The following is a 14,655-nucleotide window of genomic DNA, read 5'->3' as shown; positions in this document are numbered from 1 at the left end:
CCCGGCTTTCCCTGCGCGATGGGTTACGGCTTATACGTGCTCTCCCCGGCGAGACTGGGCTCTTTTGTCACCGTCATACGGAAGGGGCGTTGGCCTCCTCCGATGAGACACCTGCCACCAGGGCGTCAGGCCTGCACGATTTCGCCGTCCGCTCATGCGCTCTCGTCAGTCACGCATGCGGCGTCCACCGCATCCCACCGCAACGTTCGTGACGATCGCGAGCGCCCCTCGATCGGATGAGACGGAAAATCTATACACTGATTTGGCATTACGATAAACCGAATTATTTTTGTGGTGGGGGCTTGCGCCGTCGGGCAAATCAATGATTGGCGCGTGAGGAAGGCACCGGCGGGTTCCCTCCCCGCAGGAGGAAAGCCTGAAGAAGGACCCAACAAGGGCTCTCACCCTGCGGACTGCGCGAAATGAGAGAATCAGCCCGCCTTACACCGGCAGCTGCAGCTCCATCAGATCCTTTGCGACCACGATCCGGCCCGAAAAATGCGTCTTCACGTCCCGCGTCCAGTCATCGTCGGTGACAGCGGGATCGTCACCGGGGACGAAGTGACTCAGCACCAGCGTCTTGACGCCTGCGGCGGCCGCGATGCGGCCGACGTCTTCGGTGGAGGTGTGACTGGCGAGCAGATGCTTCCTCAACGTCGCGCCGTTCTTCGTCTTGGCCACGAGGCGATCGACGGCGGGGAGATACAAGCATTCGTGCACCAGCACATCGGCACCGTGCGCGAACTCGGCGAGCTTCGGGTTGTAGGCGGTGTCGCTGGAGAACACGATCACGCCATCAGGCGCTTCGAATTTGTAGGCAAAGTTATCTACGATCGGCGGATGCGGCGTGCGGAACGCCGTGACGGTGACGTCGGGCGTCTTCAGCACCACGCCGTCCTCGGTGATGTCCTTCGCGATCAGGAGTTTTCTCGGGTCGGGCCGGCCCTCGTCCTCGATCCTTGTCTCGACGTCGAACTTGTTCAGCTCCCAGTAGTCCCTGGTCATCGCCTCGATGCCCTTGGGGCCGAAGGAGTGGATCGGCGTCGACAGGCCGGCCGCCCAGGCGTTGTAGAACAGATTGCCATATTCGAGATTGTGATCGGAATGGTGGTGGCTGATGAAGATGTACTTGACCGAAGGAATCGGCACGCCGGCTTTGACCAGTTGGCGGCTGACGCCCATGCCGCAATCGATCACGATCGGCGTGTCGTTGACGACCACGAGGTTGGCGGGGTTCGACGCGCCGATGCTGACGCGCGGACCGCCCTTGGTGCCGAGGAACACGATGCGGGTGCGCGGCTTCGGGGTCTGCGCGAGTATCGCGGGAGCGGCGAATGTTGCGGCGCTTCCAAGGGCGAGTTTCAGGGCGTTGCGGCGGTCGATCATGAATCCATCCCCTGCGGCTTCTTGGATTGTGATGACCCTAACCGCCGCGCAGAACGCCATCAAGCGCGGGCAGGCCGACGACGACGGCAGCCGCGATCAGGGCATAGCAGATCGCGCGGAACACGCTCTCGCTCGCCTTGCCGAACAGCGATGCGCCGAACCAGACGCCGATGCCATAGACCGGACCGATGACCAGCGCGAACCTGATCGACTCGATCGTGATCAGCCCGGTGAACCAGTAGCTGACCAGCGAGAAGAAATCGGAGGCGCCGAAGAACAGCACGATGTTGGCGCGCGAGACCACGGACGCGATCGGGCGCCCCAGCCAGTAGGCGACGATCGGCGGGCCTCCGGTCTGCGCCAGCCCGCTGCAGAAGCCGGACAGACCGCCGACACTGACCGACAGCGCAGCATGCTCGTTGCCGTGGTAACGCCAGCCCGACAGCAACAGCACGAGGAGTGCAGCGACGAAGCAGGAGATGATCCAGCGCGTCGTGACGGGATCGAGCACGGTGAGGAAATAGGTGCCGATGGGAACGCCGACCAGGGCACCGGCGACCATGACGGCGGTTGCCTTGCGATCGGCATGTGTCCAGGCGTTCGGCAGCAGCGGCGTCGCGGCGACGAAATCGATCACCAGCAGCAACGCAGCGACCAGCCGCGGGGCCGCAACGCTGCTCGCCAGCGGCATGAAGATCAGCGCCGAGCCGAAGCCGGAAAAGCCGCGCGCGGTGCCGGAGACGAAGGCGATCGCGCAGATCGCGAGCGCGACGTTGGTTGAGACGCCTGACGGGATGAGGCTGAGGGAGGTCATGCGAAAGCCCGCAGGTGGGTGATCCATCGCGCGCGGAGCGCCCGGTCCGCCCATTCCCTCCCCCGCTTGCGGGAGAGGGAGACCGGCAGCGTGCCCTGCGACATCACCCCCGCAACGTGCCGCCGGTCTTCTTCGTCACCTCGGCGACGATCTTGTCCGCGATCGCGTCGATCTCCTGATCGGTCATCGTCTTCTCGCGAGGCTGGATCGTCACCGCGATCGCGATCGACTTCTTGCCGGGATCGATGCCCTTGCCCTCGTAGAGGTCGAACACCGTCACAGCCGCGATCAGCTTCCTGTCGACACTCTGTGCGGCGCGCACGATATCGCCCGCCTTGACGCCGCGGTCGACGATGAAGGCGAAGTCGCGCGACACCGGCTGGAACGCGGAGAGATCGATCAGCGGCCTGGCGCGGGTCGCCCGCTGCTTGCCTTCCGGGATGCGCTCCAGGATGACTTCGAAGGCGATCATCGGGCCATCGGCGCCGAGCTTTTCGAGCGCACGCGGATGCAACTCGCCGAAGCTGCCCAGCACGTTCTGCGGGCCGATCTGTATGGTGCCGGAACGGCCCGGATGCAGCCAGGCGGGACCGCCGGAGACGATCTGCAACGCCTGCATCGGCGCGCCGGCGGCGGCCAGCACGGCGAAGGCGTCGGCCTTGGCGTCGAACGCATCCGCGCTCGCCGAGCCGGTCCAGTGACGGCCTGCTCCCTTCGACGAGGCATAGCCATGGCGAACGCCCGCGGCGGACACCAGCTGATCCTGCGGCCTGTCGCCGCGGAACACCTGGCCGACCTCGAACAGCGCGACATCGGGATAGCCGCGGTTGATGTTGGCCTGTGCGGCGGCGACGAGGCCAGGCAACAGGCTCGGCCGCATGTCGGAGAGGTCGGCTGCGATCGGGTTGGCGAGCACCAGCTCCGCCTGCCCGCCGCCGAACAGTTCGGCCGCGGACCTCGTGATGAACGAATAGGTCACGGCTTCCACCATGCCGCGCGCGGCCAGCGCGCGCTTGGTGCGGCGCGTGCGCTGCTGCATCGGCGTCAGCACCGGCTTGCGCGGCTCCTCACCGCGCTCGAACGGCGTCATCGGCACCTTGTCGACGCCGACGATGCGCACGATCTCCTCGACGATGTCGGCCTTGCCCTCCACATCGGTGCGCCAGGACGGGATCGCGATTTTCACCACCGGGCCGTTGCCGGCCAGCATGAAGCCCAGCCGGGTCAGGATCAGCCTGGCTTCGACCAGCGGCACCTCGATGCCGGCGAGCCGCTTGACTTCCGCGAGCGGGAAATCGATCACGCGGTCTTCGCCGAAGCGCTTGCCGACAACGACGTTCTCGGACGGCACGCCGCCGCAGAGATCGAGCACCATCCTGGTCGCGAGCTCGAGCCCGGGCACCATGAAGGCCGGATCGACGCCGCGCTCGAAGCGGTAGCGCGCGTCCGAATTGATGCCGAGCTTGCGGCCGCTCTGGGCAATGTTGATCTCGTTCCACAGCGCCGATTCGATCAGCACGTCGGTGGTATTCTCATCGCAGCCCGAGGCCTCGCCGCCCATGATGCCGGCGAGCGATTCGACGCCGTGCTCGTCCGCGATCACGCAGACACTGCCGTCGAGCGTGTAGGTGCGGCCGTCGAGCGCAAGCAGGCTCTCGCCATCTTTCGCGCGGCGGACGGTGAGATTGCCCGTCACCTTCCTGGCGTCGAACACGTGCAGCGGGCGGGCGCGGTCGTAGGTCATGAAGTTGGTGATGTCGACCAGCGCGTTGATCGGCCGCAGGCCGATCGAGGTCAGCCGCTTCTGCAACCATTCCGGCGAAGGACCGTTCTTCACCCCGCGCACCAGGCGCAGCGCGAAGCCCGGGCAGAGCGTCGCGTCTTCCACCGTCACCTGCACCGGGCAGGGGAATTCACCCTTGATCGGCTTGATCGCGGGATCCCTGAATTTGCCCATGTCGGCGGCGGAGAGATCGCGCGCGATGCCGTGCACGCCGGTGCAATCCTGCCGGTTCGGCGTCAGGTTGATCTCGATCACGGGATCGCCGAGCGCAGCCCATTCGGCATAGCCCTTGCCGATCGGCGCATCGGCCGGCAGCTCCATGATGCCGTCGTGATCCTCGGAGATCTGCAACTCGGCCGCCGAGCACAGCATGCCGCGGCTCTCGACGCCCCGGATGGTGCCGACGCCGAGCGTGATGTCCTTGCCCGGGATGTAGGTGCCGGGCGGAGAGAACACGCTGATCAGCCCGGTCCGCGCATTCGGCGCCCCGCACACCACCTGCACCGGCGCCCCGCCGTCGCCGGTGTCGACCATGCAGACGCGCAACCGATCCGCATTCGGATGCTGCTCGGCCGAGATCACCCGCGCGATCGTAAACGGCGCAAGCTGCTTCGCCTTGTCCTCGATGCTCTCGACCTCGAGCCCGATCATGGTGAGCCTGTCGGCGAGCTTGTCGAGCGACTCGTCGGTCTCGAGATGTTCCTTCAGCCAGGAGAGGGTGAACTTCACGGCCGTATGCCTCGGTTCTTGTTGGTGGTCATTGCGCCACTTGCGCCGGCGGTCGGGCTCCCTCCCCCGCAAGGGGGGAGGGGACGGAGAGCGTTCCCGTGAACGTGCTTCCAAGCACGGAGCTCACGAGCTCAACCCTCCCGCAATCGTCGGGATCTCGAGCGGCTTGAAGCCGTAATGGTTGAGCCAGCGCACGTCGCTTTCGAACAGCTGACGCAGGTCGGCGATGCCGTATTTCAGCATCGCGATGCGGTCGATGCCCATGCCCCAGGCAAAGCCCTGGTAGACGTCGGGATCGATGCCGCAGGCGCGCAGCACGTTCGGGTGGACCATGCCGCAGCCGAGAATCTCCAGCCAGTCCTCGCCCTCGCCGAAGCGGATCTCGCCCTTGTCGCGGCGGCACTGGATGTCGACCTCGAGCGACGGCTCGGTGAACGGGAAGAACGACGGCCGGAACCGCATGTTGATGTGGTCGACCTCGAAGAACGCCTTGCAGAACTCGTGCAGGATCCATTTCAGGTGGCCGAGATGCGAGTGCTTGTCGATGACGAGGCCCTCGACCTGGTGGAATTGCGGCGTGTGGGTCGCGTCCGAATCGATGCGGTAGGTGCGGCCGGGGCAGATGACGCGGATCGGCGGCTTCTGGGTCAGCATGGTGCGCACCTGCACCGGCGAGGTGTGGGTCCGCAGCAGCATGCGCGAGCCGTCTTCTTTCGGATTGAAGAAGAAGGTGTCGTGCATCTCCCGCGCGGGATGGCCCTCGGGGAAGTTCAGCTTGGTGAAGTTGTAGTCGTCGGTCTCGATATCGGGACCCTCGGCGACCGCAAATCCCATGTCGGCGAAGATCGTCGTGAGTTCGTCCCAGACCTGGCTCAGCGGATGGATGCGGCCGGCCTCGGCCGGGCTCTCGCGCAGCGGCAGCGTGACGTCGATGGTCTCGGAGGCGAGCCGCGCATCGAGGGCGGCCTGTTTCAGCACGTCGCGCCGCCCGGACAGCGCCTGCGTCACGGCATCCTTGGCGAGGTTGATCTTCGCGCCTTCGGTCTTGCGCTCCTCCGGCGACATCTTGCCGAGGGTGGCGAGCAGGGCCGAGATCGAGCCCTTCTTGCCGAGCGAAGCGACGCGCACCGCCTCGAGGGCGGGCTCGTCGCCGGCGGCGGCGATCTGGTCGAGGATGGATTTTTCGAGTGTTGCGAGGTCAGACACGGTCATTCCTTGCTTTAAAAGGCCGCAGGGTTGTCGCCGCCCGAAGGCCGCAACGTCAAGCAAAAAGCCGGTTATTTCGGGCGGCCGGGCGGCCGGCTTGAACCCTGTCAGACGGGCGCGGGACCAATGGAAGTCAAGGAGACCCACGCGATGTTGTTGCGATCCTGCCTGGCCGCGCTCGCCGTCATCCTGTCGGTTGCCGCTGCTCCCGCGCGTGCAGCGGTTTGCCACGACAAGTCCATGACGCAGGACGAGATCATCGACGCCATCAAGGCCGAGCCCGGCTGCGAGGCCGCGATGAAGGTGTTCAGGGATTGCGAGTACGGCGCGAGCGGCGACGTCCTGCTTGGCGACGCCGTCGAGAAGAAATGCGAGGCGGACTTCCTGCCCGGCCTGAAGAGCGCGCAGAAGAAGACCTATGGCCGCGAGCTCGACCGCTGTGACGCCAAATACCGCAACGAGAGCGGCACCATGTACCGCTCGTTCACCGCCTTTTGCCGGGCGGAAGTGTCGCAACGCTATTCCCGGAAGGCGCTGAAAGCGGGCCCGAAGGCCCGCTGATCGCGCGCAGCTCAGGCCGCCAGCGCCGCCTTGGCCTTCTCGGCGATCGCCTGGAACGCCGCCGGCTCGGTGATGGCGAGATCCGACAGCACCTTGCGGTCGACGGTGATGCCCGACTTCGACAGGCCGTTGATGAAGACGCTGTAGGTCATGCCGAACGGACGAACCGCGGCATTGATGCGCTGGATCCAGAGCGCGCGGAAAGTGCGCTTCTTGCGCTTGCGGTCGCGGAAGGCGTACTGGCCGGCCTTTTCGACGGCCTGCTTGGCGGTGCGGATCGTGTTCTTGCGGCGGCCGTAATAGCCCTTGGCGGCCTTGTAGACTTTCTTGTGCTTGGCGTGAGCGGTCACACCGCGTTTGACGCGAGACATGACGGAAATCCTTGGATCTTAATGAGGTGACGGTCGCCGCGCGCGCGCGGCGGGGTTCAAGCGGATGAGCGATCAGGCGTTCGGCAAGAAGTACTTCTTGACGTTGTCGCCGTCGGTCTTGAACAGCACGCGGGTGCCGCGCAGCTGACGGATCTGCTTCTTCGTCCGCTTGATCATGCCGTGGCGCTTGCCGCGCTGGGCGTGCATGACCTTGCCGGTGGCAGTCACCTTGAAGCGCTTTTTAGCGCCCGATTTGGTCTTCAACTTGGGCATTTGGCTCTCCTGTCGCACAACACGAATATCGCCCAAAGAGGCGTTCGGTCGGCTAAAATGCTCGTTAGAGCGTTGAAAGTGCTGGGGTTTTTCCCGAATTGAAAGAACCCGCACAAACGTCGCCACGGCAGCCCTTGATCAGCCGGGCGGCGAAGCCGGGCTTATGACAGAGGATTGGCCGTTTTGCAACGTTTGAAGCGGGGGGAGCCGACCCCCGGAACCGTAGCCGGGATGGAGCGCAGCGCGATCCGCGGGCTGCATCCGCGATGGTCCTATCCGGGGTTTCGCTGCGCTCCATCCGGGCTACGAAAGCGAAACGGCCCGCCGATCCGACGGGCCGCCTGCTCTAAGGCAATCGAACTAATTCGAACTAGCGCGGCGCCAGCACCATCACGACCTGGCGGCCCTCGAACTTGGCGTCCTGCTCGACCTTGGCGAACTCGGCGACGTCGGCCTTGACCTTGTCGAGCAGCTTGGTGCCGATCTCCTGGTGCGCCATCTCACGACCGCGGTAGCGCAAGGTGATCTTGACCTTGTCGCCTTCCTCGAAGAAGCGCTGCATCGCGCGCATCTTCACGTCATAGTCGTGATCGTCGATCATCGGGCGGAGCTTGATCTCCTTGATCTCGACGACCTTCTGCTTCTTGCGGGCTTCGGCGGCCTTCTTCTGCGCTGAATACTTGTACTTCCCGTAGTCCATGATCTTGCAGACGGGAGGACTGGTATTCGGCGAAATCTCGACGAGGTCCATGCCGGCTTCCATGGCCATCTTGATGGCCACCATGGTTTCGACGGTGCCCTTGTTGACACCATCCTGATCGATCAGCTGGATCTGTGCGTTGCGAATCTCGTCATTGGTGCGCGGCCCATCCTTGGCGACTGTGGGCGGGGCTCTATTGGGACGGCGAATGGGTAACTCTCCAAAGTTGTGAAAGGGAAGGCGGATAGTCTGAAGCAAGACGCTGCCACGGGCAAGCGAACTCGCGATCTACGCGGCAAAACCGTCAAATGCGAGGCATTTTGGCCACGCCCGGCAGATATAGCTGTCGCGCGTTTCCCGCAAGGCGGGACACTGTTGCCGTTGACCACGGCCTTTGGCTCATCGAAAACCGGATCTCCGACATGCGAGTGACCAAACCATGAGCCAGATTGCCGCATCCGATCAGGAACCCGACTTCATCGAGGTCGGCGAGGGCGATGCGAGGCGCCGGATCGCGGTGCGTGCCCGGAACGGCGGCTCTCCCGGGCTTTTCTGGCTCGGCGGCTTCAAGTCCGACATGAAGGGCACCAAGGCGATTGCGCTGGACGACTGGGCGGCCGCGCAGGGCCGCGGCTCGGTCCGGTTCGACTATTCCGGCCATGGCGAATCCGGCGGCGAGTTCGCCGACGGCACGATCGGCCGCTGGCTCGAGGAGAGCGTCGCGGTGTTCTCGCAATTCTGCCGAGGGCGGCAGGTCGTGATCGGTTCCTCGATGGGCGGCTGGATGGCGCTCCTGCTCGCGCGCGAGATCGCGCGACGCGGCAATGCTTCGGCCTCGCTCGCTGGCCTCGTGCTGATCGCGCCGGCGCCCGATTTCACCGAAGAGCTGATGTGGAAGGGCTTTTCGCCCGAGATCCGCACCGAGATCGAGAGCAGGGGCATGTGGCTCAGGCCATCCGAATATGGCGACGGCTCGCCCTATCCGATCACCCGTAACCTGATCGCGGAGGGCCGCAATCACCTTCTGCTCGGCAGCCAGATCGACGTCGGCTGCCCCGTGCGCATCCTGCAGGGCGCGCAGGATCCCGACGTGCCGTGGAAGCACGCCTTCGCGCTGGTGCACCGGCTGCCGGCCGAGGACGTCGTGCTGACCATGATACAGGACGGCGACCACCGCCTCTCGCGGCCGCAGGACATCGCGCGGATCATCGCCGCGGTGGCGGAGATCGGTTAAGCTCCTTCCAATTTTGTTTGAGCATGATCCGTTTCGGAAAACCGGTCCCCACTTTTCCGGATCATGCCCGAGGGAGAAGCGCAAATGGACACGACGAGAATGCTGCGTGCGTTCTGTGACGCGGTCGAGCGGCGCGACGGCAAGGCCTTCGCTGAGCTGTTCACGGAAGACGGCGTCTATCACGACGTGTTCTACGGCGCGTTCAAGGGCCGCGAGAAGATCGCGGAGATGGTCGACGACTGGTTCTATCGCACCGCGACCGATTTCCGCTGGGACATGCACGATCCCGTCTCTGACGGCGCGACGCTGTATGCGCGCTACACGTTCAGCTACCGCTCGACCCTGCCGGAAGCCAAGGGGGCCCGCGCGATGTTCGAGGGCGTCGCGATCATGCGGCTGCGCGACGGCAGGATCACGGGATATCACGAGGTCGCCAACACCGCGCCGGCGTTCGTCGATCTGAATTTTGCGCCGGAGCGCATCGCGAAGATTGTCGGCAAGCAGGGCGCAGAGTTGAGGGCGCGGCCGGAGATGGCGCGGCATCTGGTGGAATAGACGCCACCACCGCTCGCAATGACGGCGGAGCGATTACGGCGGTGGCGGGCTGGTCATCGGCTTGCGCTGCGCGAGTGCTGCGACCGTCGACGTGCCGATCGGTCCCTTCTCGTCATAGAGCCAGCACTCGCCGATCGCGATGCCGTCGGTGGCGTGATGGTTCACGACCTCGAAGCCGATCCAGTTGGTGACCGGCAAGCGATGCAGGTAGATGGTGACGTCGCTGTTGATGTAGCCGAGCCCGTGGTCGCCGGCATTGGCGAACGGGCTGGCGAAATCCGCGCCGGTCGCGACATGCACGAACGGGGTCACCTTCACGCCGGCGACGAGCTCGCGCACCTCGCTCATCCAGAGCCGGCGCGCGCCGAGCGAGCCCATATGGCCCGTGATCGGCCGCGTTTCCCATTTGCCGTGCATGCCGAGCCTGGGATCGGTCGGCTTCGGGATGTCGGATGGCCGCGGCACGTCCCAGTTCGGCGGCGACCAGACATTGCCGGGTGCGTTTTCCGTCTTGCGCAATAATTGGCACGAGGCGCGCGCCATTCTGGTGCCGCCGGACAGGAATTCGGCCTCGATCACCCTGATGCGCAGCCCCTCGCGCACGAGCTTTGTCGTCACCTCGATCGGCGTCGTGATGTTGGGCAGCCGGAACATGTCCACCGTGAGCCGCGCCGGCACGAAATCATCGGCGCCGTGGCGCTCCTCGATGACGAAGGCGAGCAGGCCGACCACGACGCGGCCGTGCAGGGATTGCGGACTCCACGGTCCGTTCGCGACCGGCGTCGGCATGAAGCCGTTGCCGTGCCTGGTGAAGAAGGGCTGGTTTGTCATGGCTGACGACCATGACGGGAACGGCGCGATGAAATCAAGAGGTGGCTGCCAACAGCCATTCCTGGCGCACGGCGACGTCGGGTTCGGCATCGGCCTTTGCGGCCAACGCGGCAAACGCCTCGCGCTCCATCAGCTGCGCCAGGGCCCACACCGCGGCGCCGCGCACCAGCGGACTTGCGTCCTCGAGCAATCGCCGTGCCTCGCCGGCGAGATCAGGATCGCCGGAATTGCCGATCGCGATCAGCACATTGCGAATGAAGCGGTTGCGGCCGATGCGCTTGACCGGTGATTTCGTGAACAGCGCGCGGAAGGCCGCGTCATCGAGCCGCGCGAGATCCCTGAGCGCGGGCGAGCGCAGCTCGGTACGCGCGGCGAGCTTGGCCTCGCGTCCTGCCATCGCGAACTTGTTCCATGGGCACACCGCGAGGCAATCGTCGCAGCCGTAGATGCGGTTGCCGATGCCCCTGCGAAATTCGAGCGGGATCGGCCCCTTGTTCTCGATCGTCAGATACGAGATGCAGCGCCGCGCATCGAGCTTGTAGGGCGCGGGAAACGCCGCGGTCGGGCAGATGTCCTGGCAGGCGCGGCAGCTGCCGCAATGATCGCTGTCGCCGATATCACGCGGCAGGTCCGACGCGGAATAGATCGCTCCCAGAAACAGCCACGAGCCGAATTCGCGCGACACGAGGTTGGTGTGCTTGCCCTGCCAGCCGATGCCGGCAGCCTGCGCAAGCGGCTTCTCCATCACCGCGGCGGTGTCGATGAATACCTTGACCTCGTCGCCGGTGACCGATGCGAGCCAGCGCGCCAGGATCTTCAGCCGCTTCTTGATCACGTCGTGATAGTCGTCTCCCAATGCATACGCCGAGATCGCGCCGCGCGAGCGCTGCGCCAGAATCTCCAGCGGATCGCTGTCGGGCCCGTAGTTGACGCCGAGCATGATGATCGAGCGCACGCCGTCCCACAGCGTCCGCGGATCGGTGCGTCGCTCGGGACTGGCCGCAAGCCAGTCCATCTCGCCATGGCCGCCGCTGCCGATGAATTCGAGAAAGTGTTGCCCCGCCTGCGCGATCGCGTCGGGATTGGTGACGCCGATGGCATCGAAGCCGAGCGCGCGTGCCTCGCGCGTCAGCGCTGCCTTGAGATCAGCGGGTGCGCTCGCGATCGCCCGGTTCAGAAGTCGAGGTCCACGTAGGTCCGCGACGCCGGCACCCCCGCCAGCCATTCGCTGAGCAGCGGGCGGAACGACGGGCGGGATTTCACCCGCGCGTACCACGCCTTTGCCGCGTCGTCCTCGCTCCATGGCACGTCGCCCAGGTAGTCGATCGCCGAGAGATGCGCCGCGGCGGCGAGATCCGCGTAGGTCAGGCGGTCGCCGGCGAGATAGTTCCGCGTCTTCGCCAGCCAGCCGATATAGCTGAGATGATAGCGCACATTGACCTTGGCGGCGCGCATCACGTCGGCCGCTGGCGGACCGCCGCCATTGTCCTCGCTCATGAAGCGCTTGTAGATGCGCTCGGTCACCAGCGGGTTGGAGGCCTCCTCGAAGAATTTTTCGTTGAACCACGCCATCAGCCGGCGCACCTCGACGCGCTCGGCCATCGAGGTCGGCAACAGCCGACGATCGCCGGCAGAGAGGCCATGTGCCTCGTCGACATATTCGGCGATGATGGCGCCGCCCGGAATCGGCGGAAAGCCCTCGGCGATCAGGACCGGCGTGCTCGCCGCCGGATTGAGTGCAAGGAATGCCTCGCGCCGTTCCCAGACCCGCTCCTCCACGAGCCGAAGATCGAGCCCATACTCGCCGAGCACCAGGCGGATGAAGCGCGAATGCGGACAGAACGGATGGTGATACAGCGTGTACATGCAGTCCTTGGTAGTGTCGCGGCGATTAAGAAACCATCAACCTGTGTGACTTGAACCTGAGGGAATTGGCTGAACCAGTCCCGATCGTCTCTATGCCGCGTCGTCACGCGAACCGGTAGCCGCCCCCGCGGCGGAGGAGGGTCACAAAAACGCTATAGCGCAGCAAATTCCGCAGGCAACAACTGTTTGCCGTTTTTTTGCGATTGCAGCATAGGGGTGAATAGGCCAGAAGAGCGCGGTTCTTCCAGACAAGGGCAGGCCACAACATGATGACGGATATGCTGCGGGCGGTGATTCTCGGCATTGTCGAGGGCGTCACGGAGTTCCTGCCGGTCTCTTCGACGGGCCACCTGCTGCTTGCGGAACGCTTCTTCAATCTGGGCGAAGGCGAATTCTGGAAGAGCTTCGCGATCCTGATTCAGCTCGGCGCGATTCTCGCCATTCTCGTGCTCTATTTCGCCAAACTCTGGCGGATCGCGCTCGGCATGTTCAGCAACCCCGACGACCGTCGCTTCGTCATCGGCGTGCTGGTGGCGTTCCTGCCGGCCGTCGTGATCGGCCTGATCGCCGGCAAATACATCAAGGAATTCCTGTTCAATCCGTGGGTGGTCTGCTTCTCGCTGATCGTCGGCGGCGCGGTGCTGCTGTGGGTCGATCAGCTCGATCTCAAGGTCTACGAGGATGACGCGACGCGCTTTCCGCTCCTGATGTACTTCTGGATCGGCGTCGCGCAGTGTCTGGCGATGATCCCCGGCGTGTCGCGTTCCGGCGCCAGCATCGTGGCCGCCATGGTGCTCGGTGCCGACAAGCGCTCGGCCGCCGAGTTCTCGTTCTTCCTCGCGATCCCGACCATGGTCGGCGCGTTTGCCTATGATTTCTACAAGAACCGCGGCGACTTCTCGACCGATGGGCTTTCCGTCATCGCGGTCGGCTTCGTGGTCTCGTTCATCACCGCGCTGATCGTGGTGCGGGCATTCCTCAACTTCGTCACCCGTCGCGGCTTCACCTTCTTCGCCTGGTGGCGCGTGATCGTCGGCACCCTCGGCCTGATCGCGCTGGCGATGGGACGGTAGGCCCTTCACCTCTCCCCGCAGGAGCCGGGCGAGGGAGCAGAGTCCCTTCGCGGCTTGCCCTACGCGCTCTTCTTCTGAAACTGCCCGGTCGCGCGGAAGCGCCAGAGATATTGCGTGGCGACACCCTCGATCGAGTCGGGCGTGATGCCGAGGCCGGCGAAGGTGAGCCCGGCGCTCTTGGCTGCGTCGGACACCACATTGTCCGTGCGCAGCATCGCCACCTGGTCCGGCGTCAGCTTCAGCGCGCCCGGAGCGAGCTGCAGGACCAGCGACATCAGCCTGGCGATGCCGAACGGCAGCGGCACCAGCATGCGCTCGCGCTCGGTGATCCCGAGGATGATCTGCATCACCTCGCGCATGGTCAGCACCTCGGGCCCGCCGAGCTCGTAGGTGCCGCCGTCCTTGCCCTTGCCGTCGACGATGTCGGCTACGGCCTGCGCGACGTCGCCGACATAGGCCGGCTGCACCTTGTTCGCGCCGCCGCCGACCAGCGGCAGCGCCGGCGACAGCCGCGCCAGCGCGGCAAAGCGGTTGGTGAACTGATCCTCGGGCCCGAACAACAGCGACGGCCGCAAGATGGTGGCGGAGGGTGCCGCCGCCTTCACCGCGGCCTCGCCGGCCGCCTTGGAGCGGTAATAGCCGGAGGCCGAATTGTCGTCGGCGCCGACAGCCGAGACATGGATCATGCGGGCGCCCGCGGCAGAAGCGGCCCCGGCGATGGTCCCGGCGCCCTTCGCCTGCACCGCGTCGAAGGTCTGCCCGCCGCCTTCGGCCAGGATGCCCACCAGGTTGATGGCGATGTGCGAATCACGCATCGCCGCCTCGACCGATGCCGGATAGCGCAGATTGGCCTGCACCGCGTGGATCTGCCCGACCCTACCGAGCGGCTGCAGATGGCCGGCCAGTTCGGGCCGCCGCACCGCGACGCGGACGCGGTAATCGCGCTTGCAGAGCGCCCGGACCACGTTCCGCCCCAGGAAACCCGATCCGCCGAAGACCGTGACCGTTGTGTCCAGGTTCGATGCCATGAGGTCCATTCCTGCCGGATTCGAGAGCGATTGAGGGGAGTTAGCCGTCTGGCGATACGCCATCGGCCTCACCCTGTACAGCGTATTTGATTTTCCAATCGCGAATTTGACAAGCGCGTCACCGATCCTTACTAAGCCGCCCCACGTGCCCAGGTGGCGGAATTGGTAGACGCGCTGGCTTCAGGTGCCAGTGGCTTAACGGCCGTGAAGGTTCGAGTCCTTTCCTGGGCACCACTCCCTTTTTA

Annotated in this window: 15 protein-coding genes and 1 tRNA gene; 5 read left to right on the top strand and 11 right to left on the bottom strand. The window is 65.1% G+C overall.

From position 1 onward, the window contains the following. Positions 1-441: 441 nt before the first annotated feature. From JQ586_RS03050 to pheS, 4 genes are all read right to left on the bottom strand, one after another. Positions 442-1,386, bottom strand: coding sequence for an MBL fold metallo-hydrolase (locus JQ586_RS03050; RefSeq protein ID WP_212392976.1), 945 nt, complete (start codon positions 1,384-1,386; stop codon positions 442-444). A 37-nt stretch (positions 1,387-1,423) separates the two neighbouring features. Then, entirely contained in the window at positions 1,424-2,200 is a 777-nt protein-coding gene (locus tag JQ586_RS03045; RefSeq protein ID WP_212392975.1) for a sulfite exporter TauE/SafE family protein, read from the bottom strand. A gap of 103 nt (positions 2,201-2,303) precedes the next feature. Continuing rightward, entirely contained in the window at positions 2,304-4,712 is a 2,409-nt protein-coding gene (gene pheT / locus JQ586_RS03040; RefSeq protein WP_212392974.1) for a phenylalanine--tRNA ligase subunit beta, read from the bottom strand. Between the two features lie 123 nt (positions 4,713-4,835). Continuing rightward, positions 4,836-5,918: a phenylalanine--tRNA ligase subunit alpha gene (gene pheS / locus JQ586_RS03035; RefSeq protein ID WP_212392973.1), complete on the bottom strand. Its 1,083-nt coding sequence runs from the start codon at positions 5,916-5,918 to the stop codon at positions 4,836-4,838. 150 nt (positions 5,919-6,068) lie between these two features. Between pheS and JQ586_RS03030 the strand changes: the two genes are divergently transcribed. Next, positions 6,069-6,479 (top strand): hypothetical protein, encoded by a 411-nt coding sequence (locus JQ586_RS03030; protein ID WP_212392972.1) that lies wholly within the window; start codon positions 6,069-6,071, stop codon positions 6,477-6,479. A gap of 11 nt (positions 6,480-6,490) precedes the next feature. Here the strand turns inward: JQ586_RS03030 and rplT are convergent, their stop codons facing one another. From rplT to infC, 3 genes are all read right to left on the bottom strand, one after another. Next, complete coding sequence (rplT, locus tag JQ586_RS03025) at positions 6,491-6,850, bottom strand: 50S ribosomal protein L20 (protein WP_212392971.1); 360 nt, start codon at positions 6,848-6,850, stop codon at positions 6,491-6,493. Between the two features lie 72 nt (positions 6,851-6,922). Continuing rightward, entirely contained in the window at positions 6,923-7,123 is a 201-nt protein-coding gene (gene rpmI / locus JQ586_RS03020; protein ID WP_008539890.1) for a 50S ribosomal protein L35, read from the bottom strand. Positions 7,124-7,493: 370 nt separating this feature from the next. Continuing rightward, positions 7,494-8,033: a translation initiation factor IF-3 gene (infC, locus tag JQ586_RS03015; protein WP_212393022.1), complete on the bottom strand. Its 540-nt coding sequence runs from the start codon at positions 8,031-8,033 to the stop codon at positions 7,494-7,496. Between the two features lie 229 nt (positions 8,034-8,262). On the opposite strand from infC, the gene JQ586_RS03010 reads away from it, so the two are divergent. Together JQ586_RS03010 and JQ586_RS03005 are read left to right on the top strand one after the other, a co-directional pair. Further along, on the top strand, positions 8,263-9,057 hold the full coding sequence (locus JQ586_RS03010; RefSeq protein WP_212392970.1) for a carboxylesterase: 795 nt from the start codon (positions 8,263-8,265) through the stop codon (positions 9,055-9,057). 84 nt (positions 9,058-9,141) lie between these two features. Next, positions 9,142-9,612, top strand: a complete 471-nt coding sequence (locus JQ586_RS03005) for a nuclear transport factor 2 family protein (protein WP_212392969.1) — start codon at positions 9,142-9,144, stop codon at positions 9,610-9,612. A gap of 33 nt (positions 9,613-9,645) precedes the next feature. Here the strand turns inward: JQ586_RS03005 and JQ586_RS03000 are convergent, their stop codons facing one another. From JQ586_RS03000 to JQ586_RS02990, 3 genes are read right to left on the bottom strand one after another with little or no spacing between them, the layout of a single operon-like run. After that, positions 9,646-10,443 carry an acyl-CoA thioesterase domain-containing protein gene (locus JQ586_RS03000; RefSeq protein WP_212392968.1) on the bottom strand — a complete coding sequence of 266 codons (798 nt, stop codon included), beginning with the start codon at positions 10,441-10,443 and terminating at the stop codon, positions 9,646-9,648. 34 nt (positions 10,444-10,477) lie between these two features. Further along, positions 10,478-11,668 carry a tRNA epoxyqueuosine(34) reductase QueG gene (queG, locus tag JQ586_RS02995; RefSeq protein WP_212392967.1) on the bottom strand — a complete coding sequence of 397 codons (1,191 nt, stop codon included), beginning with the start codon at positions 11,666-11,668 and terminating at the stop codon, positions 10,478-10,480. Beyond that, positions 11,617-12,309: a glutathione S-transferase family protein gene (locus JQ586_RS02990; RefSeq protein WP_212392966.1), complete on the bottom strand. Its 693-nt coding sequence runs from the start codon at positions 12,307-12,309 to the stop codon at positions 11,617-11,619. The genes queG and JQ586_RS02990 overlap by 52 nt, the downstream gene beginning before the upstream one ends. A gap of 266 nt (positions 12,310-12,575) precedes the next feature. Here JQ586_RS02990 and JQ586_RS02985 point away from each other — a divergent pair, with 266 nt between their 5' ends. After that, positions 12,576-13,382 carry an undecaprenyl-diphosphate phosphatase gene (locus JQ586_RS02985; protein WP_212392965.1) on the top strand — a complete coding sequence of 269 codons (807 nt, stop codon included), beginning with the start codon at positions 12,576-12,578 and terminating at the stop codon, positions 13,380-13,382. A gap of 59 nt (positions 13,383-13,441) precedes the next feature. Here JQ586_RS02985 and JQ586_RS02980 read toward each other — a convergent pair whose 3' ends face one another. Next, positions 13,442-14,410, bottom strand: coding sequence for a complex I NDUFA9 subunit family protein (locus JQ586_RS02980; RefSeq protein ID WP_212392964.1), 969 nt, complete (start codon positions 14,408-14,410; stop codon positions 13,442-13,444). Between the two features lie 147 nt (positions 14,411-14,557). Here JQ586_RS02980 and JQ586_RS02975 point away from each other — a divergent pair. Further along, a tRNA-Leu gene (locus JQ586_RS02975) sits at positions 14,558-14,644 on the top strand. The last annotated feature ends 11 nt before the right edge of the window (positions 14,645-14,655 follow it).

The organism is Bradyrhizobium jicamae, from assembly GCF_018130215.1.
Classification (GTDB): domain Bacteria; phylum Pseudomonadota; class Alphaproteobacteria; order Rhizobiales; family Xanthobacteraceae; genus Bradyrhizobium; species Bradyrhizobium jicamae_A.
Note: the sequence above shows the minus strand (reverse complement) of the source record. Positions and strands in the feature narration are given on the sequence as shown.

What these genes read in the sequence shown, in the direction of transcription:
- JQ586_RS03005 (WP_212392969.1), top strand. Translation starts at nt 9,142, where the DNA reads ATGGACACGACGAGAATGCTGCGTGCGTTCTGTGACGCGGTCGAGCGG.
- JQ586_RS03045 (WP_212392975.1), bottom strand. Translation starts at nt 2,200, where the DNA reads ATGACCTCCCTCAGCCTCATCCCGTCAGGCGTCTCAACCAACGTCGCG.
- rplT (WP_212392971.1), bottom strand. Translation starts at nt 6,850, where the DNA reads ATGTCTCGCGTCAAACGCGGTGTGACCGCTCACGCCAAGCACAAGAAA.
- queG (WP_212392967.1), bottom strand. Translation starts at nt 11,668, where the DNA reads ATGGCTGGCGGGGGTGCCGGCGTCGCGGACCTACGTGGACCTCGACTT.
- JQ586_RS03010 (WP_212392970.1), top strand. Translation starts at nt 8,263, where the DNA reads ATGAGCCAGATTGCCGCATCCGATCAGGAACCCGACTTCATCGAGGTC.
- JQ586_RS03000 (WP_212392968.1), bottom strand. Translation starts at nt 10,443, where the DNA reads ATGACAAACCAGCCCTTCTTCACCAGGCACGGCAACGGCTTCATGCCG.
- JQ586_RS03050 (WP_212392976.1), bottom strand. Translation starts at nt 1,386, where the DNA reads ATGATCGACCGCCGCAACGCCCTGAAACTCGCCCTTGGAAGCGCCGCA.
- JQ586_RS02980 (WP_212392964.1), bottom strand. Translation starts at nt 14,410, where the DNA reads ATGGCATCGAACCTGGACACAACGGTCACGGTCTTCGGCGGATCGGGT.
- JQ586_RS02990 (WP_212392966.1), bottom strand. Translation starts at nt 12,309, where the DNA reads ATGTACACGCTGTATCACCATCCGTTCTGTCCGCATTCGCGCTTCATC.
- JQ586_RS03030 (WP_212392972.1), top strand. Translation starts at nt 6,069, where the DNA reads ATGTTGTTGCGATCCTGCCTGGCCGCGCTCGCCGTCATCCTGTCGGTT.
- JQ586_RS02985 (WP_212392965.1), top strand. Translation starts at nt 12,576, where the DNA reads ATGATGACGGATATGCTGCGGGCGGTGATTCTCGGCATTGTCGAGGGC.
- rpmI (WP_008539890.1), bottom strand. Translation starts at nt 7,123, where the DNA reads ATGCCCAAGTTGAAGACCAAATCGGGCGCTAAAAAGCGCTTCAAGGTG.